The following is a 21,818-nucleotide window of genomic DNA, read 5'->3' on the forward strand; positions in this document are numbered from 1 at the left end:
TGCTCCCGCGATCGTTCCGCCACACCGGCCGAGGGCACCGGCCACAGTCAGAAGCTTCCTGGTCTCCCGACAGATAGCTGAGCGTTTCCCCCGTGAGTGACACCCGATCCTCCTTCCAGGTTCCGGCCTCGCGCACCGACGGCGTCTCCACCGACGCCGGCGACGGCGCCCCGTCCCCCGAACGAGGGCAGGCGCCGGCAGATCCCGGTCTGAGCACCGGCGCGGGCACCGATGCGGGCACCGGCGAGGAAGAGGCGCCCACCGCGCGCTGGCCCGTCCCCGACTACGCCGAGCCGCCGACGGGCGCCTGGGACCGGCACCGGCCCCCGACGGGCGATCGACGCCGCGAGCCCCGCTGGCCCGTCCCCGACAGCGCCATGACCGCCGGCGACGGCACCGGCCGTGGCCGTCGCGGCGCCCACTCCGGCGGCACGCCCGCCGACGACGATCCCGAGACCTTCACCTTCGACCGCCCCTCCTGGGAGGACAACCCGGGCGCTCACGGCAGCCCCGCGGCCCCGGGGGCGAACGCCGGCTCGATGTTCTCCGGGTCGCACGACGCGGTCACCTCTTCGGGGGCGCACGGCATCGGCATGGCCGCCTCTCCCGGCACAGGAGCGCACAGCGAGGCCACCTCCTCGGGCGGCCACGCCCTCGGCTCGATTCCGGGTGCGTACGGCGCGGACCCCGGCGTCCAGGGCTCGCTTCCCGGCCCGCACGGGGGGCCCGGCGCGCACGGGTCGGTTCCGGGTGCGCGAGACGCGCTCGGCGTGCCGGTGGAGGCGCCGGAGTCGGCACCGTCCCCGGACGGGTTCTCCTACTGGCAGCGTCCCGCGGCCCCGCAGCCGGGCGGCGGCGCCACGCCGCCGGGCCGTCCCGGCCCGGGCTCGGCCATGCCCGCCTGGGAGCGGCGCCCCTCCGGCGAGGGCCCCGGCCAGGCGGTCGACGGCTGGGACGACCCCGAGGCCGAGGAGGCCCCGCCGCCCCGGCCCGCGAAGCGCCCCCGCGAGCCGTACCTGGACAACGTCAAGTTCCTGCTCATCGCGCTGGTGCCGGCCGGGCACGCGCTGGTGCCGACGCTGTCGGCGCACTCCTCCCGGTCGGCCTACCTGTTCATCTACGTGTTCCACATGCCGCTGTTCGTGGTCATCAGCGGCTACCTGAGCCGGAACTTCTGGAACTCCAACGCCAAGACCAACAAGCTCGTCGACACCTTCCTCGTGCCGTACGTGATCGTGGAGGTCGGCTACGCCGTGCTCCGCTTCGCGCTCGGGCACAAGTGGAGTCTGACGATCATCGACCCGGCCTGGCTCAACTGGTACCTGCTGGCCCTGCTGCTGTGGCGGCTGTCCACGCCGGTGTGGAAGCGCATGCGCTACCCGCTGCCGATCGCGGTCGCGGTCTACCTGCTCGCCGGCCTGTCCGACCTGCCGGGCGACTTCAGCATGGACCGCTTCTTCGGGCTGATGCCGTTCTTCGTGCTCGGCCTGTGGTTGCAGCCGCACCACTTCGACATGCTCAACCGCCTCTGGGTGAAGATCGTGTCGGTCGGGGTGCTCGCCGGCGCGGTCGGCGTGGCGATCGTCATCGCGCCGCACGTGCCGCTCGACCCGGTGTACTTCAAGGACAGCTACGCCGAACTGCACCTGTCGTGGTGGATGGGCATGGGCATGCGCGCGGGCCTGCTGGTCGCGGCGCTGGCCGTCTCGTTCGCGATCCTGGCGCTGGTGCCGCGCAAGAACACCTGGTTCTCCGACCTCGGCACCCGCACGCTCTACTGCTACCTGCTCCACGGCATCCCCGTCATGATCGCCAAGGAGATGGGCTGGCTGAGCTTCCCGTGGCTGCACGGCCCGCTCGGCGTCATGGCGATTCTGAGCAGCGCGTTCGCCCTGGCCATCGTCCTGTGCCTGCCCGAGACGCGCACGGTGTTCAAGTGGCTGCTCGAACCGCGCCTCACCTGGCTCTACCGCAGGCCGTCCAACCGGCCCAAGGAAGCCACCACCTAGAGGCGGATGTTCAGCGGCATTTCCATTGTGATTCACGGTGCGCACCCGGACAGGAAGGGAACGGCACTCAGCATCGACACATGAAGGTATGTGTCGGCACGATCGTCCACCACCCGGAGGACGCGCGGATCATGCATCGGCAGATCCGGGCGCTGCTCGACGCCGGGCACGAGGTCACCTACGTCGCGCCGTTCACCCACTGCAACGTCACCCCGCCGCAGGAGATCAGGGCGATCGACGTGCCGCGCGCCGTCGGCCTGCACCGCGGCCACGCGCTGAACATGGCCCGCGGCGCGCTCCGCCGGGGCGTCAAGGACGCCGACCTGCTGCTCGTGCACGACCTGGAACTGCTGTTCGCCCTGCCGCGGCGACGCCCCACCACGGTCTGGGACGTGCACGAGGACATCGTGGGCGCGCTGGACACCAAGACCTACCTTCCCGCGTCCGCGCGCCGGATGCTGCCCGGCCTGCTGCGCCGCGTCGAGACCCGCGCCGAGCGCCGCCTGCACCTCATCCTGGCCGAGGCCGCCTACCGCGACCGGTTCGCCGGGGACCACCCGGTGATCCCGAACACCACCTACGTCCCCGAGACCGCGCCGCCGCCGCCCGGCGCCAACCGGGTCGTGTACATCGGCCAGTTGTCGGAGGCCAGGGGCGCGCTGGAGATGATCGAGCTGGCCCGCAGGCTCCGGCCGCACGGCATCCGGCTCGACCTGATCGGCGCCGCCGACACCGCGGTGCGCCCGTTCCTGCGCGACGCGCAGCGCGAGGGACTGCTCGACTGGTTCGGATACGTGCCGAACAACCACGCGCTCCGCATGGCCCAGGGCGCCCTCGCCGGGCTGTCGCTGCTGCACGACGTGCCGAACTACCGGCAGTCCCTGCCGACCAAGGTCATCGAGTACATGGCCCGCGGCCTGCCGGTGATCACCACGCCGCTGCCGCTGGCCGCCTCGATCGTCGGCCGCGCCGACTGCGGGGTGATCGTCCCCTACGGCGACGTGGACGCGGTCGCCCAGGCCGTCCTGCGGCTGCGCGACGAGCCCGAGCGGCGGATCGTGATGGGCGCCCACGGATACGCCGAGGCCCGAGCCCACTACCACTGGCCCGACCACGCCCGCGAGTTCGTCGCCCGCCTCGAGGAATGGGCCGCCACCCCCCTCCCCACCCGAAACCTCCCCCAAGCCGCCCTCGCCTGACGCTCCCCCACCGGCCATATCGCCTGCGCCGCGCCAGAAGCTCGTCCTCTGACTCCACCCCGGCCACGCGCTGCTGTGATCGGCGCCGGGTCGGCGGGTCGTGGTACGGCGATGCCGGCGCCCGTTACGGCGCCCGAGCCGACGATGTCGCCCCTCGCCTGTCCTCTGGTACGGCTGGCGTCCGGCGAGCCTGATTGATGTACTGGACGCTGTGACTAGCCATCTCATCAAGGGACGCCGGGTCACCCTGCCGGTCGAGGTCCGGGACGCCACCGTCTGCGCCGCCGTCTACCTCGTGCGAGCCGACGCCGCCCGCGCGGTCCTCGCCTACGCCGATCAGGACGTCGTCGAGGTACTCCCCGGCAAGGCGCTGTGCGCGCTCGGCTTCATCCGCTACGCCGACGGCGACCTCGGGTCCTACAACGAGTTCGGCATGGGCTTCCTCGTCCGTCCCCCCGGCGCGGTCCGCCCGCCCGCGCGAGGCAGGATGTCCGGGATCAAGGACCTGCGCCGGAACGGCAGCGGGGCCTTCGTCCACTGGCTGCCGGTCGACCAGAGCTTCACCCTGGAGGCGGGCCGCTCCATCTGGGGTTTCCCCAAGGAGCTGGCCGAGGTGGACCTGCGGCTGTCGTCCCCCTACAAACGGTGCATCCTGCGCAAGGACGGCCGCCTGGTGCTCGACCTGCTGATCAAACCCGGCATGCCCGTCCCCGGCCCGCCCCCGCCAGGCGTCCCCATCCCAGGTTTGCCCCTGCCCGGCGGCGGTTCGGTCGACCTGGACGCCTACACCCGCCTGGACGGGGTGACCCGGCGCATTCCTTGGACGACCCGTCCCCGCGGCCTGCGCACCCGTCCCGGCGGAGCGCTGATCAGGCTCGGCAACCACCCGATCGCCAAGGAACTCAGCGAACTGGGCCTCCCCAAACGCGCCCTCCTGACCGCCACCGCCACCCACGTGAAAATGACCTTCCACCCCGCCCACCACCTCGCCGCCCCCCGACCCCACGAGCACTGACCGGCGCCAGGCGCGACTCATCACCCGAAGAGGCAACGGCTGCTTTCGCCGGGTGGGGCTCTTCACCCGATGATCCCGATAATGCAGACAAGGAAATCCGCGGCACCTGAAGCCCTGAGAAGATGGAGCCGGCAGGCCTTTCGGTCGCATCATCGAGGCGATGTTCACCTCTCGAGACCGGTGCGACGCCCTAGTTCGGCGCCGGCTTGGGCAGGCCGGCGGTGATCATGTTCAGGAGCAGGGCGTAGGTGTCGTCCAGGTCGACGGGGAGGCCGAAGCCGCCGGCGGTCTCCAGGACGGCGAAGCCGTGGGCGGCCGCGCGCAGGCACCGCGTCGCGTGGATGGCGTCGGCCCCCTCCAGCCCGTACGCGCGGAGCGCGCCGACCACGATGCCGACCAGCGCCCCGGCCGCCTTGGCCTGGTCGCCACCCTCAGGGGGCGCGGCCTGGCTCATCGCGGCGTACCGGCCGGGGTTGGCGACGGCGTAGTCCCGGTAGATGTGCATGAAGGCGCGCAGCGCCTGGTCTCCGGACCGGCCGAGCAGCGCCTCGCGCAAGCGGTCCGCCAGTTCGTTCATGACGCGGGCGGACACCAGATCGTTGAGCTCGGCAAGGTTGCGCACGTGCTTGTACAGGGACGGCGTGGCGACGCCCGCTCGCCCGGCCACCGCCGCCAGAGTGACCGCGGCCGGGCCCTCCTCGTCGATGATCCGCAGTGCGATGTCGACGACCGCGTCCGGGGAGAGCCCTGCCCTAGCCACGGGCGTGGTCCTTCAGGAAACGCAGCATGGCATCGGCGACCTCGGCGGGGAACTGCGCGTGCGGGTAGTGGCCGGCGCCGTCGATCATCGTGACGACGCCGCGCCCGGCCGGCATCTCGGCGACGATGCCCTCCGCCTCGGCCTGCGGGTTCACCCAGTCGGGGTCGAGGGTGCCCATGACGACCAGCGTGGGAACGGCGAGCTTGGGCAATTCGGCGCCGGCGTCGGTGGGCGCCGACATGCCCATCTTGCTCACCACGGCCATCCGTCCCGGCCGGCGCAGGGCGGTCGCCAGGTCGGACATGTACGCATCGTAGTCGGCGGGCCGGGTGCCGGGGTAGGCGTGATCGAGGTAGCGGCGCCAGAACTTCACGCTGCGCAGGATTCCGGTGGCCATCAGCAAGGAGATGCCCTTGCGGTGCCGCCCGTCGCGCAGCAGGCCGCCGAAATCGATCTTCTGCGCCCGGGTGAACGGGCCGAGCTCGACGACCGCGCTGACCAGTTCGCGGTGCTGGGCGGCGGCGATGGTGGCCGCGCCGCCGGAGAAGGAGTGCCCGACGAGCACCGCCGGCCCCCCCAGGTGGCGGATCAGCGCGACCAGGTCGGCGGCGACGTCGGTGCGGGTGTAGGAGGGCCAGCCTGTGCTCGACTCCCCATGACCGCGCAGGTCCACCGCGGCGACCCGGTATCCGGCGGCGACCAGGCGGGGCGCCAGCAGCCGGTACGCCCGCCGGCCGTCCCCCATGCCGTGCGCCAGTACGACCAGCGGCCCCTGCCCCGACACCTCGTACGCGAGCCGCCCGCCCTCGGTCTCCAGGAATTCCGTCATGGTTCCCTCACTTCACGCTTGGCTAATATTGTTAGCTATAAAGCTAACGCTATTAGCCAAGGCCGTCAACTCCCCATTCGCTCCGTTGAAGATGCGGTCGAGGTGGTAGTCGATGACCCGCCACACCTCCGCGACGCCATAGCGGCCATGGAGAACCTCCACGCCGAGCCCGGTGACGCCCGAGACCAGCAGCCGTCGGCGCGACGCTCACCGCTCTGGCCCTGATCGCACTCTTGGACACCAAGCACAAAAAGGTCATAAGCCGCGAATCCCGGTAGACCCACCCATGGTCACCGGGGAAACCGGCGGGGCGGGCCGGCGAGGCCTTCGTCCGCGGCCGAAGCCACCTCCCGCGATCCCCTTCTCGCGGATGGCCCAGCCCGGAGCTCTCCCGGCGACCTCGTTGCCGCCTCCTTGCCACAAGGCCGCCCCCCCTTGTCGACCGCCACGACGGTCGCGGCCGCCGCGTCGTCGGCGTGGTGAAGGAGAGACCCCCGTTTTGTCTCGTATCGACGCCGAACTCGCCTGAGATCTCCGTATTTCACGGCAAGTTCCCTAGAGTTGAGGCGTGAGCGGAGAGCTAGCACCGCAGTCGCCGGAAATGCGGATGTCCGACGCCGATCGCGAGCGGATCGTCGAGAGACTGCAAGCCGCGGTGGGCGAGGGACGGCTGACGGGCGAAGAGTTCGAGCAGCGCCTGAACGGACTGCTCGCCGCGCGCACGTTCGGCGAGGTCGAGCCGCTCCTGGCCGACCTGCCGGGGGCGCCGCTCACGATGCCGCCACGGGAGCGAGCCGAGCTGCGCACCACGGCGGCGTCCCTGAAACGGCACGGCCGATGGATGGTGGCCCGGCGGCTGCTGGTCACGGCCAAGGCTGGCTCGGTGAAGCTCGACTTCACCGACGCCGTCATCTCCCACCCGGTCGTGGAGATCGACCTCGACGTGGTCGCCGGCTCCACCACGCTGGTGCTTCCGCGCGGCGCCACGGTCGACATCGAGGACGTCGAGATGATGGCGGGCAGCGCCAAGGTGCGCAAGGTGACTCCGTCGGCGATCCCCGGCGACGCGCTCCACTTCGTGGTCCGCGGCAAACAACGCCTGGGCAGCCTCGTCGTGCGCACCCAGCGCCACTTCGGCCCGTGGAAGTGGTGACCGCTCGCCCGAGCCACCGGCCCGCCCCGTAGAACGGGCCGGACCGGCTCCGCCACGACCACCGCCCCGAACAGGCACAGAACCGGCGCAGAACCGGCACCCGGGCCGATGGCCCGGACGCCGATCGTCCGTGCAGGTCAGGCGGATGACATGACGATCCGCCCGAGATGGCGGGCGAAGAACCGGACCGCGCTGTCGGCCTCGAACCTGGGCAGCTCCGCATGCCTGCCGGGGTTGGCGTGCAGCGTCTTCTCCTTGGAGGCGAAGGCGTCGAACAGCGCCAGACCGGACTGGCGTGGGATGAGCTCATCGTCCCACTGGAGGAGGAACTCCACGGGAATGGTGATCTGGCGCGCGGTGTCGGCCAGGGAATCGTGCCAGAAGAGACCGAAGACCGCGGCGGCGATCCTGGGCTCGACGGCCGTCAACGGCACTCCGATCGCGGTGCCCATGCTCACGCCGTAGTAGCCGACCGGCCCTTCGGCGCCGATCTCCGGCAGTTCCTGCAGGGCGTCCAGGGTCGCCTGCCATTCGGGCACGGCGCGCTCCGCCAGGTGGGCGTTGTAGCGGGCGACGATCGGACCGACCGGCTCGCCCGCCGCCGTCGCCCGCCGCATCGCGGCGATCTCACGCTCGTCGGCCGCCGTGCGCGGCCGGTCGCCGTGACCTGGGGCGTCGATGGCGACGACGGTGAAACCACCGTCGGCGACCAGGAGGCGCGCGCGGCCCACCATTCCCGGCGCCTTCTTGTGGATGCCGCCACCGTGGCCCAGCAGAACCAGAGGCGCGCGATCGGAGCCGGCAGCCGGCGACCAGAGCGCGCCGGTGACCTCACCCACGGTGAAGTCGCGTTCGAGGACACCGGCCGACGATGTCTCCGCAGTGAAACGCACAGAATGCATTGGTGTTGCCTTTCGGGAGTGCCTTGTCGTTACGGCGCTCCCGGCGACACCTACGTCAGTCGCCGACCGTGACGGAAAGTGGGAGCACCCACACAGCTACAGCCTTCACGGGTCTCACCTCCTCACGCGAAATCACGATCCCGCGCACCCTACCAACCACCCCGCCCATAACGCACCCCCTGTCTCGTCGCGAAAGCAGCTCGATCATGGGGATGAGCGGCGGTTAGGCTTGCGAGCGTCTCGCGTCACTTCCCGCTGCTTTCTGCACTCCCACGGAACGGCGACGGAACAGAGCAGAAGCTTGGAGGCGCCCGTGGCGATGCCCAGGAAGGGCTCACGGCTCATCAGCGTCGACGGCACCGCCTACCGCTGGCGGATCCGGCACAAGCCCACCTACCACCAGGGCAACGACTGGAGTCCCCTCACCGTCACCGTTGAGCAGGCCGAGAAGCCGGGACGTGTGCTCGTGGTGTCACTTCCCTGCGCTCGGCCGGACAACCGGCTCGGACAACGGACGATCGCCGTCCGCCCCGCCCTCGTCGCCGGGTGCATCCGGCAAGCCATCGAACAGGGATGGCCCTCCGGGCGACCAGGCTCGGCATTCACCCTCACCATCACCGAGGAGGAACTGACCGCACTCCTGGGCGAGCCACCTCAGTACCTGATCCCCTTCCTCTGGGGCATGATCCCCGAAGGCGGGAGCATCAAGGACCTCCCCCGATGCGTCGAACTCCCGAGCCGGGACAAATCGCAATAATTGTCGCCCGCAATATATAGACAATCTCCGGTACATTGGTGGGAAATGTCGCCGGACGGCCCGTGATCGGGGCTGTTCGCCGCCGTCTGCCGCGCCCCCGAACAGCGGAAACCTTCTCGCGGCCTCCCCTTCTGTATGAAAGCGGTTCGCTGGTCGTCCCGCACATGAGCGCCGTCGCCGAGGTGGTGGCCAAGTTGCGGGACGAAGCCCCTGACGTGCGCCGTCGTCCCCTTGGTGGGCGTGGGCCGGTGGTGTGGCGGGTGGCCGGTCCCGGCTCGCGCGTTCCGGACATCCCGTCGGCGTCTGGGCAAGCTTCGTCACAGTCAACGGCAGCTTTCGCCATTTCCGCTGAATGCCGACAAGTCTACATTTCGCCCGCTATGTATTGATTTTTTCGATCGGCTGACTAACGCTGATCGGGATGCCCGGTCATGGAGGGAGTAAGAATGCCTGTCACCCTGGAACGCTCTGAGGAGATCGTCGCCGCGTGGCGCAGCGGAGCCGACGTCGAAGGCTGGGACAACCCGGCCGGTCCGCTGTTCATCGGTGACTACGCCGAGTCGGAAATCACGCTGACGGCCCTGGACACGCGGAGGCCGAGCTCGTGCACGGGCGCCCACACCGTTGCCTGCTGCTGAGCGCACCCACCCCGTCAACGCGGATCGGGACGCACGGTCACGAAGGGAGTAGCAATGCCTCTCACACTGGAACGCTCTGAGGAGATCGTCGCCGCGTGGCGCAGCGGAGCCGACGTCGAAGGCTGGGACAACCCGGCCGGTCCGCTGTTCATCGGTGACTACGCCGAGTCGGAGATCACGCTGACGGCCCTGGACACCCGGCTGGCGAGCTCGTGCACCTGCAGCCGCTTCTGCTGCTGATCAAGGAAGGATGATCCCAATGGCCGGGGACTTCGACCCGTCGCTGGACTTCTGGACCGCACCGGCGCTGGCCGGGCTGTCCGCCACGCTGGGATCGATCCCCGGCCTCACGGAGGCAGAGGCCCGGCTGATATGCCAGGGAACCGCCGAAGCGCTGGAGGAGACCGTCCGCCTCAAGGTCAACAGGGTCCTGCTGCTGGAACTCAACGCCGCCAGGATCAGCGGAAGGCTGACCGCCGAGACGCCGCGGCTGCGGTGGCAGGAGTGGAAGGCGACGGCCGCGACGCCCGAGTTCTGGCTGTCCCTGACCGGGCACTACCCCACGATGCCGTCCAGGCTCGGCACGATCATCGACAACAGGTGCGCCGCGGCCGTGGAACTGGCCCGCAGGTTCGCCGCCGACCGCGCGGCGCTCACCGCACTGCCCGGCGGTCTCCGAGGCGAGCTGGCCTGCGTCGACTTCGGGGCGGGAGACAGCCATCGCGGAGGGCACAGCGTCGCCGTCCTGCACGGCTCGCAGGGCAAGGTGGTCTACAAGCCCCGGTCCCTCGCCGTGGACGAGGCGCTGGCGCGGCTGATCGACCGCCTGGCACCCCGGCTGCCCGCCGGCAGCCACATCCGGGTACCCGACGTGCTGATTCGCCAGGGGTACGGCTGGGCGGAGCACATCCAGCACCGCTACTGCGCCGACGAGACGGAGCTGCGGTCCTTCTACCGCGGCGTCGGGCACTGGCTGGCGCTGATGCGGCTGATCGGCGGCAGCGACCTGCACATGGAGAACCTCATCGCGGCCGGCCCCGCGCCCGTCGTCGTCGACTGCGAGACGCTGTTCACCCCGCACGTCCCGGCCAAACCATCCGGATACGGCGACGCCGTCGACCAGGCGACCGACCTGCTCAGCGGATCGGTGCTGCGCACCGGACTCCTACCCGGACGCGGCGTCTCGCTAGCCTGGCGCGGCGTCGACATGTCCGCCGCCGGAGGTCTGCCTGGCCAGCAGCCGTACACGCAGGTGCCGGTCGTCGTCGACGCGGGCACGGACATGGCGAGATTGGGGATGGAACGGGTCGAGCTGGGAGCGGTGAGCAACCACCCGAGCCCCGATCCGATCCTCGTCCACTACTGGGACCTGGTGCTGTCCGGATTCACCGAGCTGGTCGAGCACCTCGACATGCTGGATCGGCGGGACGAGCTCGCCGGGCTGCTCACGGACTTCGCCGACCGTCCGATCCGGGTCGTGCTCCGCGCCACCGAGGCGTACGCCGAGCTGGCCCGCATGTTGTGGCACCCGGCCTCACTGCACGATGAGCCGACCGCGATGGGCAAGGCGGCGGGGTTGCTGGCCCAGCATGCCGAGAACCTGCCCGGCGCGCCATCGGACCCCGAGGTGATCGACGCCGAGGTGGCCGAGTTGCTGGTCGGCGACATCCCCTTCTTCGCCACGACCCCTGCTCGCGGCCGTCTGGACGGCCCTGGCGGAACCTCGTACGGAGACGAGCAGGACCTCATCGTGGACGCGCTGCGGCGCTGGCGCGACCGCGACACGGCCCTGGACCGCGAGGTGATCCGGTCCGCTCTGGTCAGCGCCTACCTCAATGAAGGGTGGATGCCTGCCAACAAGCGTATGACCGTGCCTCTCATCCGGCCCCAGGACCTCGAGCCGCGCCGGCGCCGTATCGCGGCCGGGATCGCCCGCAGCATGCTCGACACGGCGGTCCGGGGCGACGACGGCACCGTCACCTGGACCGCGCCGGTGCTCACCTCCGACGGCTGGTTCGTACAGTCGCTGTCTCCCGACGTGTACGGCGGAGCGTACGGGGTCGCCATCACTCTGGCCGCCTACGTGAGTGAGACCGGGCAGGGCAGGGCCGACGAGGTGCCGGGGCTGGACGGGCTGCTCGCCGATCTCCTCCATACGATCACGCTGGCCGAGGAACGCGACGCGGAGGCACGCCGCACCGGGCCGCGGCGCCGCCCCGCCACCCCAGGCGGCTATGTCGGCATCGGCTCGCAGATCTGGAGCTGGCTGCTGCTGCGCAGGCTGGGCACCGTCGGCTCGCAGGAGGCGGTCGCCCGGGCCGGCGCCCTGGCGGGGCGACTGCCCGAGGCGGTGGCCGCCGACGGGGTGTACGACCTGCTCACCGGCATGGCAGGCGCCATCGTGCCGTTGCTCCGCCTGTCGGAACAGACCGGTGACCAGCAGTGGTCCACGCAGGCCGACCGCATCGGGGAGCGCCTGCTCTCACTGGCCCACATCGACGACCGGGGAGCACGCTGGCCCAGCACCGCGTTCCCACAAGGGTTGGGCGGGGTCTCACACGGCGCCACCGGGATCGCCTGGGCGCTGGCCCGGCTCGCCGACAGCGCCACGGCCGGCGCTGCGGACTTCCGCGCCCTGGCAGACAGGGCCTTTCTGTACGAGGAGTCACTGTACGACCCGGCGGAGAAGGGCTGGCGTGACCTGCGCGAAATGGACGACCATCGCGTGACCTCCAGCGCATGGTGCCACGGAGCCGCCGGCATCGGCCTCGTCGCGGCCGACCGGCTGGCCCGCGAAGATGACCCGCGCTGGGCGGACGTGCTGCGCCGGGCCGCCGCGTCGTCCTGGTCGAGGGGCATCGGCTGGAACCACACGCTCTGCCACGGAGACCTCGGCACCTGGGAAGTCGTGCGCCACGCGATCGATGTGGGTGTCGGGCCCGAAGAGCTGACTCCGGAGTACCTCGCCGCGTACATGATCGGCAGCATGGACGAGCACGGCCCGGTGAGCGGCCTTTCACGTGACGCCTTCAGCCCCGGTCTGATGCCGGGAGTGGGCGGCATGCTCTACCAACTACTACGCCTGCACCCCGACACCTCCCTCCCCTCCGTCCTGCTCCCCGACCCGGAGAACTGACCGCCCCGTCTCCTCTCCTGCCCGCCCCGGTTCTTCTTGCGTGGAAGTGCATCGCCGACTGTGGCATGAAGGGGGACCTGCGCCGAAGCATCAGACCGGGAGTCCGAGGACGAGTTCGGCGACCTGCCTGGAGCGGGACAGGAACGGGTGGTGCCCGGCGTCGATCTCCAGTGCCCGACCGGCCCGCTCGGCCTGTGCGCGCTGTAGGGCGGGAGGGGTTCCGTTGTCCCGCGCGCACACCAGGTAGGTGGAGGGGATCTCCCGCCAGGCCGCCGCTCCAACGGGCTCCGCGGTCGCGGACACGGTCTGGCGTACGAGCCGGGAAAGCCCCTCCACGACGTCCTCTTCGGCACAGTCCTGCATGAACGTTCGCGCCGCGACCTCGCGCCGTACACCGAAGGTCCCGTCCTGCGTCACGTCGAGGTAGGGCGCGGGGTTGTCGCCGCCGAACGAGGCGAGGCTCTCGCCGGCCTCGGGAAGGAAGCTCGCGACGTACAGCAGGTGACGCACCTGCGGCAGCCCGGCCGCCGCTTCGCCCGCGACGACGCCGCCGTAGCTGTGGGCCACCACGATGGCCGGTTCATCGGACGCGGCGAGGTGCGCGCGGACCTCGGCCACGTCGTCGGGCAAGGACGGCCCGCCCTGCCCCGGCGGGCGGCCGGTCTCTCCGCAGCTCGGCAGCGGCGGGGCCGTGCTGGTGACCCCGCCGTCCTCCAGGTGACCGGCCGCGCGACGCCACCACCACGCCCCGTCCCGTACGCACGCTCCATGAACGAACACGACTCGCACGGTTGTCTCCCATCGCCGGTCATCGTTGTCGCACAATAAATGTAACGACTATTACGCGAAATGGGTGTGGAGAATGGGCAGACGTCCCCAGCGGGAGATCAGGGAGCGACTCCTGGCGGCCTGCACCGAGCACGTGCTCGCCCATGGCCTGGCGTCCGGGCTCCCGGCGATGGCGGCCACCGCGGCCACCTCTCCGCGCATGCTCGTCTACCACTTCGGGACCCGGGAACGACTGCTCCGCGAAGTGCTGGAGGAGGCGCGGCGGCGCCAACTCCAGCTGTTCCACCGAGCCCTCTCCCCGCAGGATGAGCCGTACGAGCAGACCCTCGCCCGCGCCTGGGTGATGTTCACCGGTCCTGAGGGGGCGCCGTTCCTGCGCCTGTTCGGCAGGGTCCATGACGATCCCGGCCTCTGGCCGGAGTTCCGTCAGGCCGCCACCACCGACTGGCTGCCGGTCCTGGAACAGGGCCTTCGGGCACGCCACGGAGACGACGCCCCCGCTCTTGCGACCACCGCCCTGGCGGTCATACGCGGCCTCCTCCTCGACCGCGACGCCACCGGTGACATCACCCGCACCGACACGGCCTTCACCACCTTCCTCCGCCTTCTCACCCCCACCAGGGCCGAAGGAGACGGAGACTCCTCCGGAAACACCGCCTGATGCTGACTCGCTGTGGCGACGGGGGGTTACCGAACTTCAAGGGGCTCTGTCGCGGGTCGCGCGACTGGCCGAAGAGAACGCCTCCGCGCTGGACTCGTGCGCCCGCTGCATGTCGGCCAGCGCCTGGGTCGGCGGAGGCGCACCCGCCTTCGCCAAGGCCCTGTCCGGGCAGCGCCTCACCTTGCAGCGCGCGTTCGAGGCGGCGGCCCACGGCGTCGTCGACCGCATCCGCCAGGCGGGCGGCCAGACGTCCTATCAGTTCCTGATCAGCCTGGAATAGGGCGGCCTCGGCAAGACCGCCATCTCCTTCGGCAACCCCGACGAGGCCGACAACATCGTCACCTACGTCCCCGGAACCGGCAGCACCCTCGCCGGTATCCCTGGTGACGCCAAACGAGCGGCGGTGTTGTGGGACCGGGCGAATTCCACCGCTCAGGAGGGAAAGCAGGTCGCGTCCATGGTGTGGCTCGGTTACGAGGCACCACAGTGGGGCGCGACGCTGGATCCTCAACACTCGGTCGCGCTGCCGATAGCAGCGTTGCGGGGAGCCCCGGAGCTTGCCAGTTTCACCGACGGGTTACGCGCGTCTCACCAGCCCGACTCCGACGTCGGATCGACCATGCTCGGGCACAGCTACGGCTCGCTGTTGACCGGTGTGGCCGCTCGCCTCCGACCCGGCCACTTCGCCGACCAACTCATCTTCATCGGTAGTCCGGGAGTGGAGGCGCTTCGCGCCAAGGATCTGCACGTGAAGCAGGCCTGGGTCGGCGAAGCGCCGAACGATCCGGTCGGCGATATAGGCCATGTCAACCCAAGCCTGGCGGGCATTGTGGCCGGACTCGGGCCTTTCGGCAGCGATCCGAGCAGCTCGCAGTTCGGTGCCAAGAAGTTCCTGCGCGATATCTCCAAGGCGAAGGTTTCTGCGGTTGCGGGTCAGGTCCAGGCGTACTGGAAGCGACAGGGCCACCTCATCCAGGCGGTGTCGAAGACCGGAACGAGCATTTCCGGGCGCTCCCGGCCTGACGACTTCTTGCTGTCCCTGAGCCTGACCGGAGATGACGTACTGACTCTGGGAGCCGGCTCGCCCTGCATCTGGCCGAGCGGCACTCCGGATTCTACCGCTCAAGCCTCCTGACGCCTCGGCCACGGATCAACTGATCGTTCGAGACTTGACGCCGGTGATGAACGCCTGCCATCCGATCCGGGGAAGACCCCCCGACAGCTCGATCTGGGGCTCGACGCCGACCACGGGCGCGGTCTGCCGATCGTTCCCGCGCTGGCCGGCGACTACGGCGTCCTCCCCCTGGCCGACGGCCCGGGCAAAACGGTATGGGCACGCTGGCACACCCGTCCCGCTCCCCCTAATGAGACGTGTAGCCACGAAAGCGCGATCCCCTGCCGTAGCGGCCCACACGACCTCAGTTGCTGAAGTACAGTTCAGTGGGCTGTGGTTCAGTGTCGAGGTGATGACAGTTGGTGGAGAAGCCGGGGCACGTCTTCGGGCGGGACTGGGAGTGGGAGGCGCTGAGCGAGTTCGCCACCGGCACTCAGGCCGAGGTGGCGTTCGGCGTGGTCAGCGGCCGGCGGCGGCAAGGGAAGACGTTCCTGCTGCGGTCGCTGGCCGAGGCGCTGGGCGGCTTCTACTTCGAGGCGACCGAGGGGACCGACGTCGAGTTGCTGCGCCTGTTCGGCATGGCGCTCGCCCGGCACACCGGCTCCCCGGTCGGATACCCGTTCGCGGACTGGCGGGACGCGCTCACCTTCTTCTTCTCGTTGCCGAAAGATCGGCCGATGCCGCTGGTGATCGACGAGTTCCCGTACCTGATGAAGGCCAACCCGGCCATTCCGTCCATCCTCAAGCAGGAGATCGACCTGCGTGGGCGCACTCATGGGGGCAGCAGTAACGCGCGCGTCCTCATCTGCGGCTCGGCGCTGTCGGTCATGGGCAAGGTTCTGGCGGGGCAGGCCCCGCTGCGGGGGCGTGCGCGTCTGGAGCTCCTCGTCCAGTCGTTGCCGTACCGCGAGGCCGCCGAGTTCTGGGGGGTGTCCGATCCCCGGCTGGCCGTGATGCTGCACGCGATCGTCGGCGGCACCCCTGCCTACCGGGACGAGTTCGTGGCGGGCGACCGGCCGGCCTCGGTGGACGACTTCGACGCCTGGGTGGCGCGCACGGTGCTGAACCGGCGGACGTCCCTGTTCCGCGAGGGACGTTACCTGCTGGCCGAGGAGCCGGCCATCCGCGACCCGGCCCTGTACCACTCGGTCCTGGCGGCGGTCGCGGACGGTAACAGCACCTGGGGCGGCATAGCCGGTCACATCGGATACAAGTCTGCGGACATCGCGCATCCACTCAACGTCCTGGAAGACTGCGGTCTTCTCGTGAAGGAGAAGGACGCCTTCCGGAGCGGGCGGACGCGCTACCGCGTCGCCGAGCCGCTGGTCACGTTCTACCAGGCGATCATGCGGCCCGAATGGACCGACCTGAGCCTCGGTCTGGCCGAGGAGGTCTGGGGCCGGTCACGCCAGCGCTTCCTGTCCAAGGTCATGGGCCCGCACTTCGAGATCCTCTGCCGGGAGTACGCCCTTCGTTACGGGCGGCACCACTTCGGCGAGGGAGGCATCGGCGAGGTCACCTCCGGGACGGTGGCCGACCAGAGCGGCAGGTCGCAGATCGACGTGGACGTCGTCGTCCTCGGCGTTCCCTACCCGGGGGAGCCTCGCGTGATCAAGTCGCTGGGCGAGGCCAAGTGGGACAAGGTCATGGACCTGCGGCACCTCGGCAGGCTGCGCCGGGCGCGCGACCTGCTGGCTGCCAAGGGGTACGAGACCGAGAACACGGTGCTCGCCTGCTACAGCGGCGCCGGCTTCGACGAAGCCCTCCGCGCCGAGGCCCATGACGATCCGGGCGTGCTGCTCGTGGACATCCCCGTGCTCTATGGCATGAGCCGGGCCGGCTTCTAGCGCTCGGCCCAGGCCCACCCGGTCGAATAGCGCTTGGCCCCGCCCGTCGATGCTCACGGCCGTCGTGGAACCTCGCGGAAGCCCGCCGCTGGGATGCCTCACAGGCGGCTCGTCAACGATGGTTGACGGCGAAGAGCGTGTCAATGTACGTTGACAGCCAGATGGGGCGGACCGGGTACCAGGGCGTCCGTCTCGATGGAGCGAATCGGAGGTGGGTCATGACAGTCCGACCGGAACCGAACGGCGCCGGGGCCGTCGATGGGGACGCGTCACCAGGTGGGGTGGTCGCGGTGAGGCCGCCCATCCTGCGGGCCCTGTTATGGGGCGGCGTGATCGCCGGGCCGCTGTTCGTCGCGGCGTTCGTCATCGAAGGAGCAACCAGGGCCGGCTACGACGCCCTGCGCCATCCCGTCAGCTCGCTGGCGCTCGGCGAGTACGGCTGGACGCAGGATCTCAACTTCATCGTGGCCGGGCTGCTGACCCTCGGATTCGCCGTCGCGCTATGGCGTGAACTCCGCGGCGGCGGGTCCGGCACCGCCGGGCAGGTGAGGCGGGGCGCCACCTGGGGGCCGATCCTGATCGGGGTCTGGGCGGTCCACCTGATCACCGTGGGGTTCTTCGTGACCGACCCGGTCAGCGGCTACCCGCGGGGAACTCCCGACCGGCTCACCCAGTACGCCACCACGCACGGCGCGATCCACGACCTGGCGGCGATTCCCGGCTTCCTCTGCCTGGGAGCGGCCTTCCTGGTGTTCGCCGTCCGGTTCGGCCGGCAACGGGCGTTCGGCCGGGCCGCCTACTCGGTGATCACCTTCGTCGTCTTCGTGACCGCCTTCATGCTCGCCAACGCGGCTTTCGGCCAGACCGAGGGCCTGGTGCGGTACGGAGGCCTGTTCCAGCGCATCGCCGTCGTCACCGGCTGGCTCTGGCTCACCCTTCTCGCCGCCCACCGCATCTCCGGCAAGGTAGGGAATACCCTACGCGCACAGGGGTGGCGGCGTGATCGCGGGCGCCGTGCGGCCGTCCCTAGGGTCGAACGCATGAAATGGATCGGAAAGACGACGGCCGTCGGCCTGGCGGCGGCGATGGTGCTGACGGGAGCGTTGCCCGTGTTCGCCGCTCCGGACACGGAGCGCGGACAGGTGGTGTCGGTCACGCGGTTGGGGACGTTGTCCGCGCGGCAGGTGGCGGCCGCGTTGAAGGGTGACCAGGGCGGCGCCTGGGACACCCGGAAGGTCCGGTACGGAGTGGAGACCTACCGGGTGGTGTACCGGACGGTGGACGCCTCGGGGCGGCGGACCACCGCCAGCGGCCTGGTGGCGTTGCCGCGCAACGGCGAGCGCCGCCTGCGGGCGGTGTCGTTCGCCCATGGCACCGAGTTGTTCAAGGGCGACGCCCCTTCGACCACGAAGGAGGCCTGGGGGCGGGCTCCGGCGCTGACGTACGCCTCCGCCGGGATGGCCGCCGTGGCCCCCGACTACCTGGGCCTCGGCAAGGGGCCGGGGCCGCACCCGTGGATGGACGTGCCCTCCGAGACGACCGCCTCCCTGGACATGCTGCGCGCGGCCCGCCGGTTCGCGTCGGAGTCGGGCAGGCAACTGCGACGCGAGGTGCTGGTCACGGGTTTCTCGCAGGGAGCCTCCGCGGCGCTCGGACTGGCCAGGGCGTTGCAGACCGGAACCGACCCCTGGTTCAGGCTGGGAGCGGTCGCGCCGGTCAGCGGCGCCTACGCGTTCAGGGACACCGAACTGCCCGCACTGCTGAAGGGCAGGACGGACGCCAAGGCGGGCGTGATCTACGCGGCGCTCACCTTCGTGGCGTTCAACCGGCTGCACCATCTGTACGACTCGCCGAGCGAGGTGTTCCGGGCGCCGTACGACCGTCGGATGGAAAAGCTGCTGGACGGCTCGCACACCGGTCTTGAGGTGGTCAAGGGCACGCCGAACACCATCGACGCGCTGCTGACGCCACGAGGCCGGGCCGCACTGGCGCACCCGACCGGCCGGCTGGCCGGCGCCCTGCGGGTGGTGGACGGCGTGTGCGCGTGGAAACCCAAGGCTCCGATCAGGTTGTACGTCGCGAAGGGCGACGAACAGGCGGTGAGCGCCAACAGCCCCCGCTGCCGGGCCATGCTGCGAGCCCACGGAGCCACCGCTCCGCTGGTCGATCTCGGAACGCCCGAGTACGGCGGCTCCCGGCATCTGGGCTCGCAGCAGGCGGCCACCGCGGCGCTGGTTCGCTGGTTCGCCTCGATGTCCTGACAAGGCCCATTTCTCCCCCGATCGGCTCGTAGGGTTGTTCCCAGGGTGATGGAGGAGCGTGTCGTGCGGACGCTGATATGGGTCGTCGCCGGAGCGGCGATCGTCGCGACCGTCGCCCGCTACGCGGTCTCCATCGCCATGGGGCAGGGGGAGGATGTGGTGAGCGAGACCGTGTTCACCGTGACCTGTCTCGCCGCGGGCGGATGGCTGGCCGAACGCCCCGCGACCCGGCGCATCGGGCTGGTCTTCGCCGCCGGCGGGTACTGGGCTGGACGCTGGTTCTGCTGGTCGTGGCCTCGACGGCCGGCCTCCGTCGTGTGACCGGCCCGCGACCAGAGCGGAAGGCGGCCGGCGCGCGAGGCTGAAACGTGGTCGCGGTGCTCGCGCGCTCGCGTGCTTCACGTGCGCCCCAGGGCGGCGTGGACGGCGGGGAGGGTCGCGTCGCGGAAAGCGGCGTCGAGATCGGCGGGGGTGGCCGTGATGTCGCCGTCCAGCCATGCGCGGAGCAGGGCCATGAACGCGCCGACCACGCAGATCACCAGCAGGTCGAGCGAGGGCGACGGCCGTCCGCCGGCGGCGGCGAGCTCGTCCCGGACGACGGAGCTCAGCACCTGCTCGGCGCGGGCCATGATCGGGCCGCCGCCGCGCCTGCCCAGTAGGGCCCGGACCAGACGCCGTTGCTCCAGCGCGTGTTCGAACATGGGCAGGCTGAAGGCGAAGAGCCGTCCCGGGCCGGCGGGCGGCGCGGGGCGCAGGAAATCGAGTTCGTCGATGTTGCTGAACAACACGTCCTGCTTGTCGGTGAAGTGGGCGTAGAAGGTGGAGCGGCCGATGTCGGCGCGGTCGATGACGTCGGTGACGGTGACGGCGTCGTAGCCCTTCTCCAGGATGAGCGCCACAAGGGCCTCCTGGGCGGCCCGCCGGGTGCGCCGGACCCGTCTGTCCTCGGACACTTTCCCGGCTCCTGTTCGATATGGCACAGCACGGCCGATCTGCTCGTTGACTCCCCACCATAGTGAACGCACCATTCATTAATGAACAGTCCGTTCGGAACCTGAGGTTGGGAAGGACGACATCATGGCCCTGGGAAAGGTGTTCCACAACCACGCCGAGCACGCCGACGCGGGCGGCACCATCGACCGTCCGCGCGCGTACGAGCTCTTCGTCACGGTCGGCTTCCTCGGCGCGCGCCGCACCGTCTTCACCCGCCTGGCGGCGCTCGCCAGGCCGAAGGCGGGTGAGCGCGTCCTGGACGTCGGCTGCGGCACCGGATACCTGAGCCGGGTGCTCGCCCCGGTGGTCACCCCGAGCGGGCACGTCACCGGCCTCGACCCCTCGCCCGCCATGGTCGACTACGCGCGCCGCCGCGCCCCGGGCAACTGCGACTACGTCGTGGGCGAGGGACAGGACCTGCCGTTCCCTGACCGGTCGTTCGACCTGGTGGTGTCCAGCCTCGCCGTCCACCACATCCCGTCCGGCGACCGCCCGGAGGCGTTACGGCAGATGTTCCGCGTGCTGCGGCCGGGAGGGCGCCTGCTCATCGTGGAGTTCCGCCCGCCGACGGGTCACCTGGCCGGCCATCTGGTCGGCCTGCTGACCGGCCCCGCGATGCGGCGCGGCCCCGCCGAACTGCTCGGCACGCTGATCCCCGACGCCGGTTTCCGGATCGAGTCGCAGGGAGACCTGCCGGCGATGATGTACCACGTGCGCGCGACACGCCCGCAGCCGGCGGACGCCTGAACGGGGTGGCCCTTCGCGTGGTCGGTCAGACGATGGGAGGGCGGCCGAGGCGGAGCATGCGCCAGGCGGTGCGCCAGGCCATGGGGCGGCGCTCGCCGGCCGGCTCGCGCAGGCCCTCCTTGAAACCACGGAACCAGGACTTGATCGCCACCGAGGACCGCTCGCGCACGAGCGTCAGCAGCACCCAGTCGAGCAGGTAGAGGGCCGCGAGCGCCCACGGGAGGTTGCGGCGGGCCAGCCAGACCCGGTTGCGGGCGTTCAGCCGGTAGAAGTCGGCGTGGCGGGTCGGCGGCACCTGCGGGTGGTACATGACGGCGTCGGCGTCGTACTCGATGCGGTAGCCCTCGCCGAGCAGGCGCCAGGCCAGGTCGGTCTCTTCGTGGGCGTAGAAGAAACGCCCCGGCAGGCCGCCGACCTGCAGGAAGGCCGAACGCCTGATCGCACAGGCCCCGCCGAGGAACGTGGTCACCGGCGAGGAGCGCTGCGGGTCGCCGGCGCGCAGCCGGGGGACGTGGCGCCGCTGGCCGACGCCGCCCTCGGGGTCCATCACCCGGAAGGAGATGACCGCGAGGTCGGGCTCGGCGGCGAAGCGCTCGCGGACGTGCGCCGCCACCTTGTCGTCGGCGTACCAGCCGTCGTCGTCGAGGAACAGCACGACGTCGCCGGTGCACTCGCGCACGCCGTAGTTGCGTCCCTCGGGGATGCCGACGTTGTGCGGGATGCGCACGGTGCGTACCGTGGCCGAGCCGTTCGGGATCACGGCCAGCTCGGGCACGTCGGCGCCGTTGCCCACGACGATGACCTCGACGTCGCCGTCGGTCTGCGTGAGCGCGGACTCGACCGCGCGGTCGAGCTCGGCGACGCGGTTGCCCATGGTGAGAACGACACACGAGATCTTCAACGCGTCATCGCCTCGACGCATGGAGAACGCATTGGGTCATGTTCACCGAGTCTGTGTGAGCGGGCCATCTTGGGTGTCGACGGGTACTGCGAAATAAGCGTATCGGA

Annotated in this window: 21 protein-coding genes; 15 read left to right on the plus strand and 6 right to left on the minus strand. The window is 70.5% G+C overall.

Annotated elements, in window-relative coordinates; all coding sequences use genetic code 11:
• Window positions 1-92: 92 nt before the first annotated feature.
• The 3 genes from ABZT47_RS06920 to ABZT47_RS06930 all read left to right on the plus strand — a co-directional run bounded on the left by ABZT47_RS06920 (window position 93) and on the right by ABZT47_RS06930 (window position 4,223).
• Window positions 93-2,009, plus strand: a complete 1,917-nt coding sequence (locus ABZT47_RS06920) for an acyltransferase family protein (protein WP_354837073.1) — start codon at window positions 93-95, stop codon at window positions 2,007-2,009.
• An 80-nt stretch (window positions 2,010-2,089) separates the two neighbouring features.
• Window positions 2,090-3,208 carry a glycosyltransferase gene (locus tag ABZT47_RS06925; protein ID WP_354837075.1) on the plus strand — a complete coding sequence of 373 codons (1,119 nt, stop codon included), beginning with the start codon at window positions 2,090-2,092 and terminating at the stop codon, window positions 3,206-3,208.
• Window positions 3,209-3,419: 211 nt separating this feature from the next.
• Window positions 3,420-4,223 (plus strand): acetoacetate decarboxylase family protein, encoded by an 804-nt coding sequence (locus tag ABZT47_RS06930; protein WP_354837077.1) that lies wholly within the window; start codon window positions 3,420-3,422, stop codon window positions 4,221-4,223.
• Between the two features lie 190 nt (window positions 4,224-4,413).
• Here ABZT47_RS06930 and ABZT47_RS06935 read toward each other — a convergent pair whose 3' ends face one another.
• Together ABZT47_RS06935 and ABZT47_RS06940 are read right to left on the minus strand one after the other, a co-directional pair.
• A complete protein-coding gene (locus ABZT47_RS06935; protein ID WP_354837079.1) occupies window positions 4,414-4,983 on the minus strand; it encodes a TetR-like C-terminal domain-containing protein in 570 nt (189 codons plus the stop codon).
• Window positions 4,976-5,812: an alpha/beta hydrolase gene (locus ABZT47_RS06940; protein ID WP_354837081.1), complete on the minus strand. Its 837-nt coding sequence runs from the start codon at window positions 5,810-5,812 to the stop codon at window positions 4,976-4,978. Before ABZT47_RS06940 ends, ABZT47_RS06935 begins: the two co-directional genes overlap by 8 nt.
• Window positions 5,813-6,380: 568 nt before the next feature.
• Between ABZT47_RS06940 and ABZT47_RS06945 the strand changes: the two genes are divergently transcribed.
• Window positions 6,381-6,965: a DUF1707 domain-containing protein gene (locus ABZT47_RS06945; protein WP_354837083.1), complete on the plus strand. Its 585-nt coding sequence runs from the start codon at window positions 6,381-6,383 to the stop codon at window positions 6,963-6,965.
• A 137-nt stretch (window positions 6,966-7,102) separates the two neighbouring features.
• On the opposite strand, the gene ABZT47_RS06950 is transcribed toward ABZT47_RS06945, so the two are convergent.
• Window positions 7,103-7,858 carry an alpha/beta hydrolase gene (locus tag ABZT47_RS06950; RefSeq protein WP_354837085.1) on the minus strand — a complete coding sequence of 252 codons (756 nt, stop codon included), beginning with the start codon at window positions 7,856-7,858 and terminating at the stop codon, window positions 7,103-7,105.
• A 322-nt stretch (window positions 7,859-8,180) separates the two neighbouring features.
• Between ABZT47_RS06950 and ABZT47_RS06955 the strand changes: the two genes are divergently transcribed.
• The 4 genes from ABZT47_RS06955 to ABZT47_RS06970 all read left to right on the plus strand — a co-directional run bounded on the left by ABZT47_RS06955 (window position 8,181) and on the right by ABZT47_RS06970 (window position 12,398).
• Window positions 8,181-8,624: a hypothetical protein gene (locus tag ABZT47_RS06955; RefSeq protein WP_354837087.1), complete on the plus strand. Its 444-nt coding sequence runs from the start codon at window positions 8,181-8,183 to the stop codon at window positions 8,622-8,624.
• 446 nt (window positions 8,625-9,070) lie between these two features.
• Window positions 9,071-9,262: a DUF6229 family protein gene (locus ABZT47_RS06960; RefSeq protein WP_354837089.1), complete on the plus strand. Its 192-nt coding sequence runs from the start codon at window positions 9,071-9,073 to the stop codon at window positions 9,260-9,262.
• A gap of 54 nt (window positions 9,263-9,316) precedes the next feature.
• Window positions 9,317-9,502, plus strand: a complete 186-nt coding sequence (locus ABZT47_RS06965; protein ID WP_354837091.1) for a DUF6229 family protein — start codon at window positions 9,317-9,319, stop codon at window positions 9,500-9,502.
• Window positions 9,503-9,521: 19 nt separating this feature from the next.
• Window positions 9,522-12,398 (plus strand): type 2 lanthipeptide synthetase LanM family protein, encoded by a 2,877-nt coding sequence (locus tag ABZT47_RS06970; protein WP_354837093.1) that lies wholly within the window; start codon window positions 9,522-9,524, stop codon window positions 12,396-12,398.
• A 90-nt stretch (window positions 12,399-12,488) separates the two neighbouring features.
• On the opposite strand, the gene ABZT47_RS06975 is transcribed toward ABZT47_RS06970, so the two are convergent.
• Window positions 12,489-13,178, minus strand: a complete 690-nt coding sequence (locus ABZT47_RS06975) for an alpha/beta hydrolase (RefSeq protein WP_354837095.1) — start codon at window positions 13,176-13,178, stop codon at window positions 12,489-12,491.
• A gap of 82 nt (window positions 13,179-13,260) precedes the next feature.
• Between ABZT47_RS06975 and ABZT47_RS06980 the strand changes: the two genes are divergently transcribed.
• The 6 genes from ABZT47_RS06980 to ABZT47_RS07005 all read left to right on the plus strand — a co-directional run bounded on the left by ABZT47_RS06980 (window position 13,261) and on the right by ABZT47_RS07005 (window position 19,391).
• Complete coding sequence (locus tag ABZT47_RS06980; RefSeq protein WP_354837097.1) at window positions 13,261-13,848, plus strand: TetR/AcrR family transcriptional regulator; 588 nt, start codon at window positions 13,261-13,263, stop codon at window positions 13,846-13,848.
• A gap of 109 nt (window positions 13,849-13,957) precedes the next feature.
• Window positions 13,958-14,128, plus strand: a complete 171-nt coding sequence (locus tag ABZT47_RS06985; protein ID WP_354837099.1) for a hypothetical protein — start codon at window positions 13,958-13,960, stop codon at window positions 14,126-14,128.
• 21 nt (window positions 14,129-14,149) lie between these two features.
• Window positions 14,150-14,983 carry an alpha/beta hydrolase gene (locus ABZT47_RS06990; protein ID WP_354837604.1) on the plus strand — a complete coding sequence of 278 codons (834 nt, stop codon included), beginning with the start codon at window positions 14,150-14,152 and terminating at the stop codon, window positions 14,981-14,983.
• Window positions 14,984-15,324: 341 nt separating this feature from the next.
• On the plus strand, window positions 15,325-16,809 hold the full coding sequence (locus tag ABZT47_RS06995) for an ATP-binding protein (protein WP_354837606.1): 1,485 nt from the start codon (window positions 15,325-15,327) through the stop codon (window positions 16,807-16,809).
• Window positions 16,810-17,099: 290 nt separating this feature from the next.
• Window positions 17,100-19,070: a DUF998 domain-containing protein gene (locus ABZT47_RS07000; protein WP_354837101.1), complete on the plus strand. Its 1,971-nt coding sequence runs from the start codon at window positions 17,100-17,102 to the stop codon at window positions 19,068-19,070.
• A 63-nt stretch (window positions 19,071-19,133) separates the two neighbouring features.
• Window positions 19,134-19,391, plus strand: a complete 258-nt coding sequence (locus ABZT47_RS07005; protein ID WP_354837103.1) for a hypothetical protein — start codon at window positions 19,134-19,136, stop codon at window positions 19,389-19,391.
• A 77-nt stretch (window positions 19,392-19,468) separates the two neighbouring features.
• Here the strand turns inward: ABZT47_RS07005 and ABZT47_RS07010 are convergent, their stop codons facing one another.
• The gene (locus ABZT47_RS07010; protein ID WP_354837104.1) at window positions 19,469-20,023 is read right to left on the minus strand and encodes a helix-turn-helix domain-containing protein; all 555 of its coding nucleotides are present in this window, start codon (window positions 20,021-20,023) and stop codon (window positions 19,469-19,471) included.
• Between the two features lie 124 nt (window positions 20,024-20,147).
• On the opposite strand from ABZT47_RS07010, the gene ABZT47_RS07015 reads away from it, so the two are divergent.
• Complete coding sequence (locus ABZT47_RS07015; protein ID WP_354837105.1) at window positions 20,148-20,810, plus strand: methyltransferase domain-containing protein; 663 nt, start codon at window positions 20,148-20,150, stop codon at window positions 20,808-20,810.
• Window positions 20,811-20,835: 25 nt separating this feature from the next.
• Here ABZT47_RS07015 and ABZT47_RS07020 read toward each other — a convergent pair whose 3' ends face one another.
• Entirely contained in the window at window positions 20,836-21,732 is an 897-nt protein-coding gene (locus tag ABZT47_RS07020) for a glycosyltransferase (protein ID WP_354837107.1), read from the minus strand.
• Window positions 21,733-21,818 lie beyond the last annotated feature (86 nt).

The sequence above is a fragment of the Sphaerisporangium sp. NPDC005289 genome, assembly GCF_040607455.1.
In the GTDB taxonomy this organism is placed as follows: Bacteria; Actinomycetota; Actinomycetes; order Streptosporangiales; family Streptosporangiaceae; genus Sphaerisporangium; species Sphaerisporangium rhizosphaerae.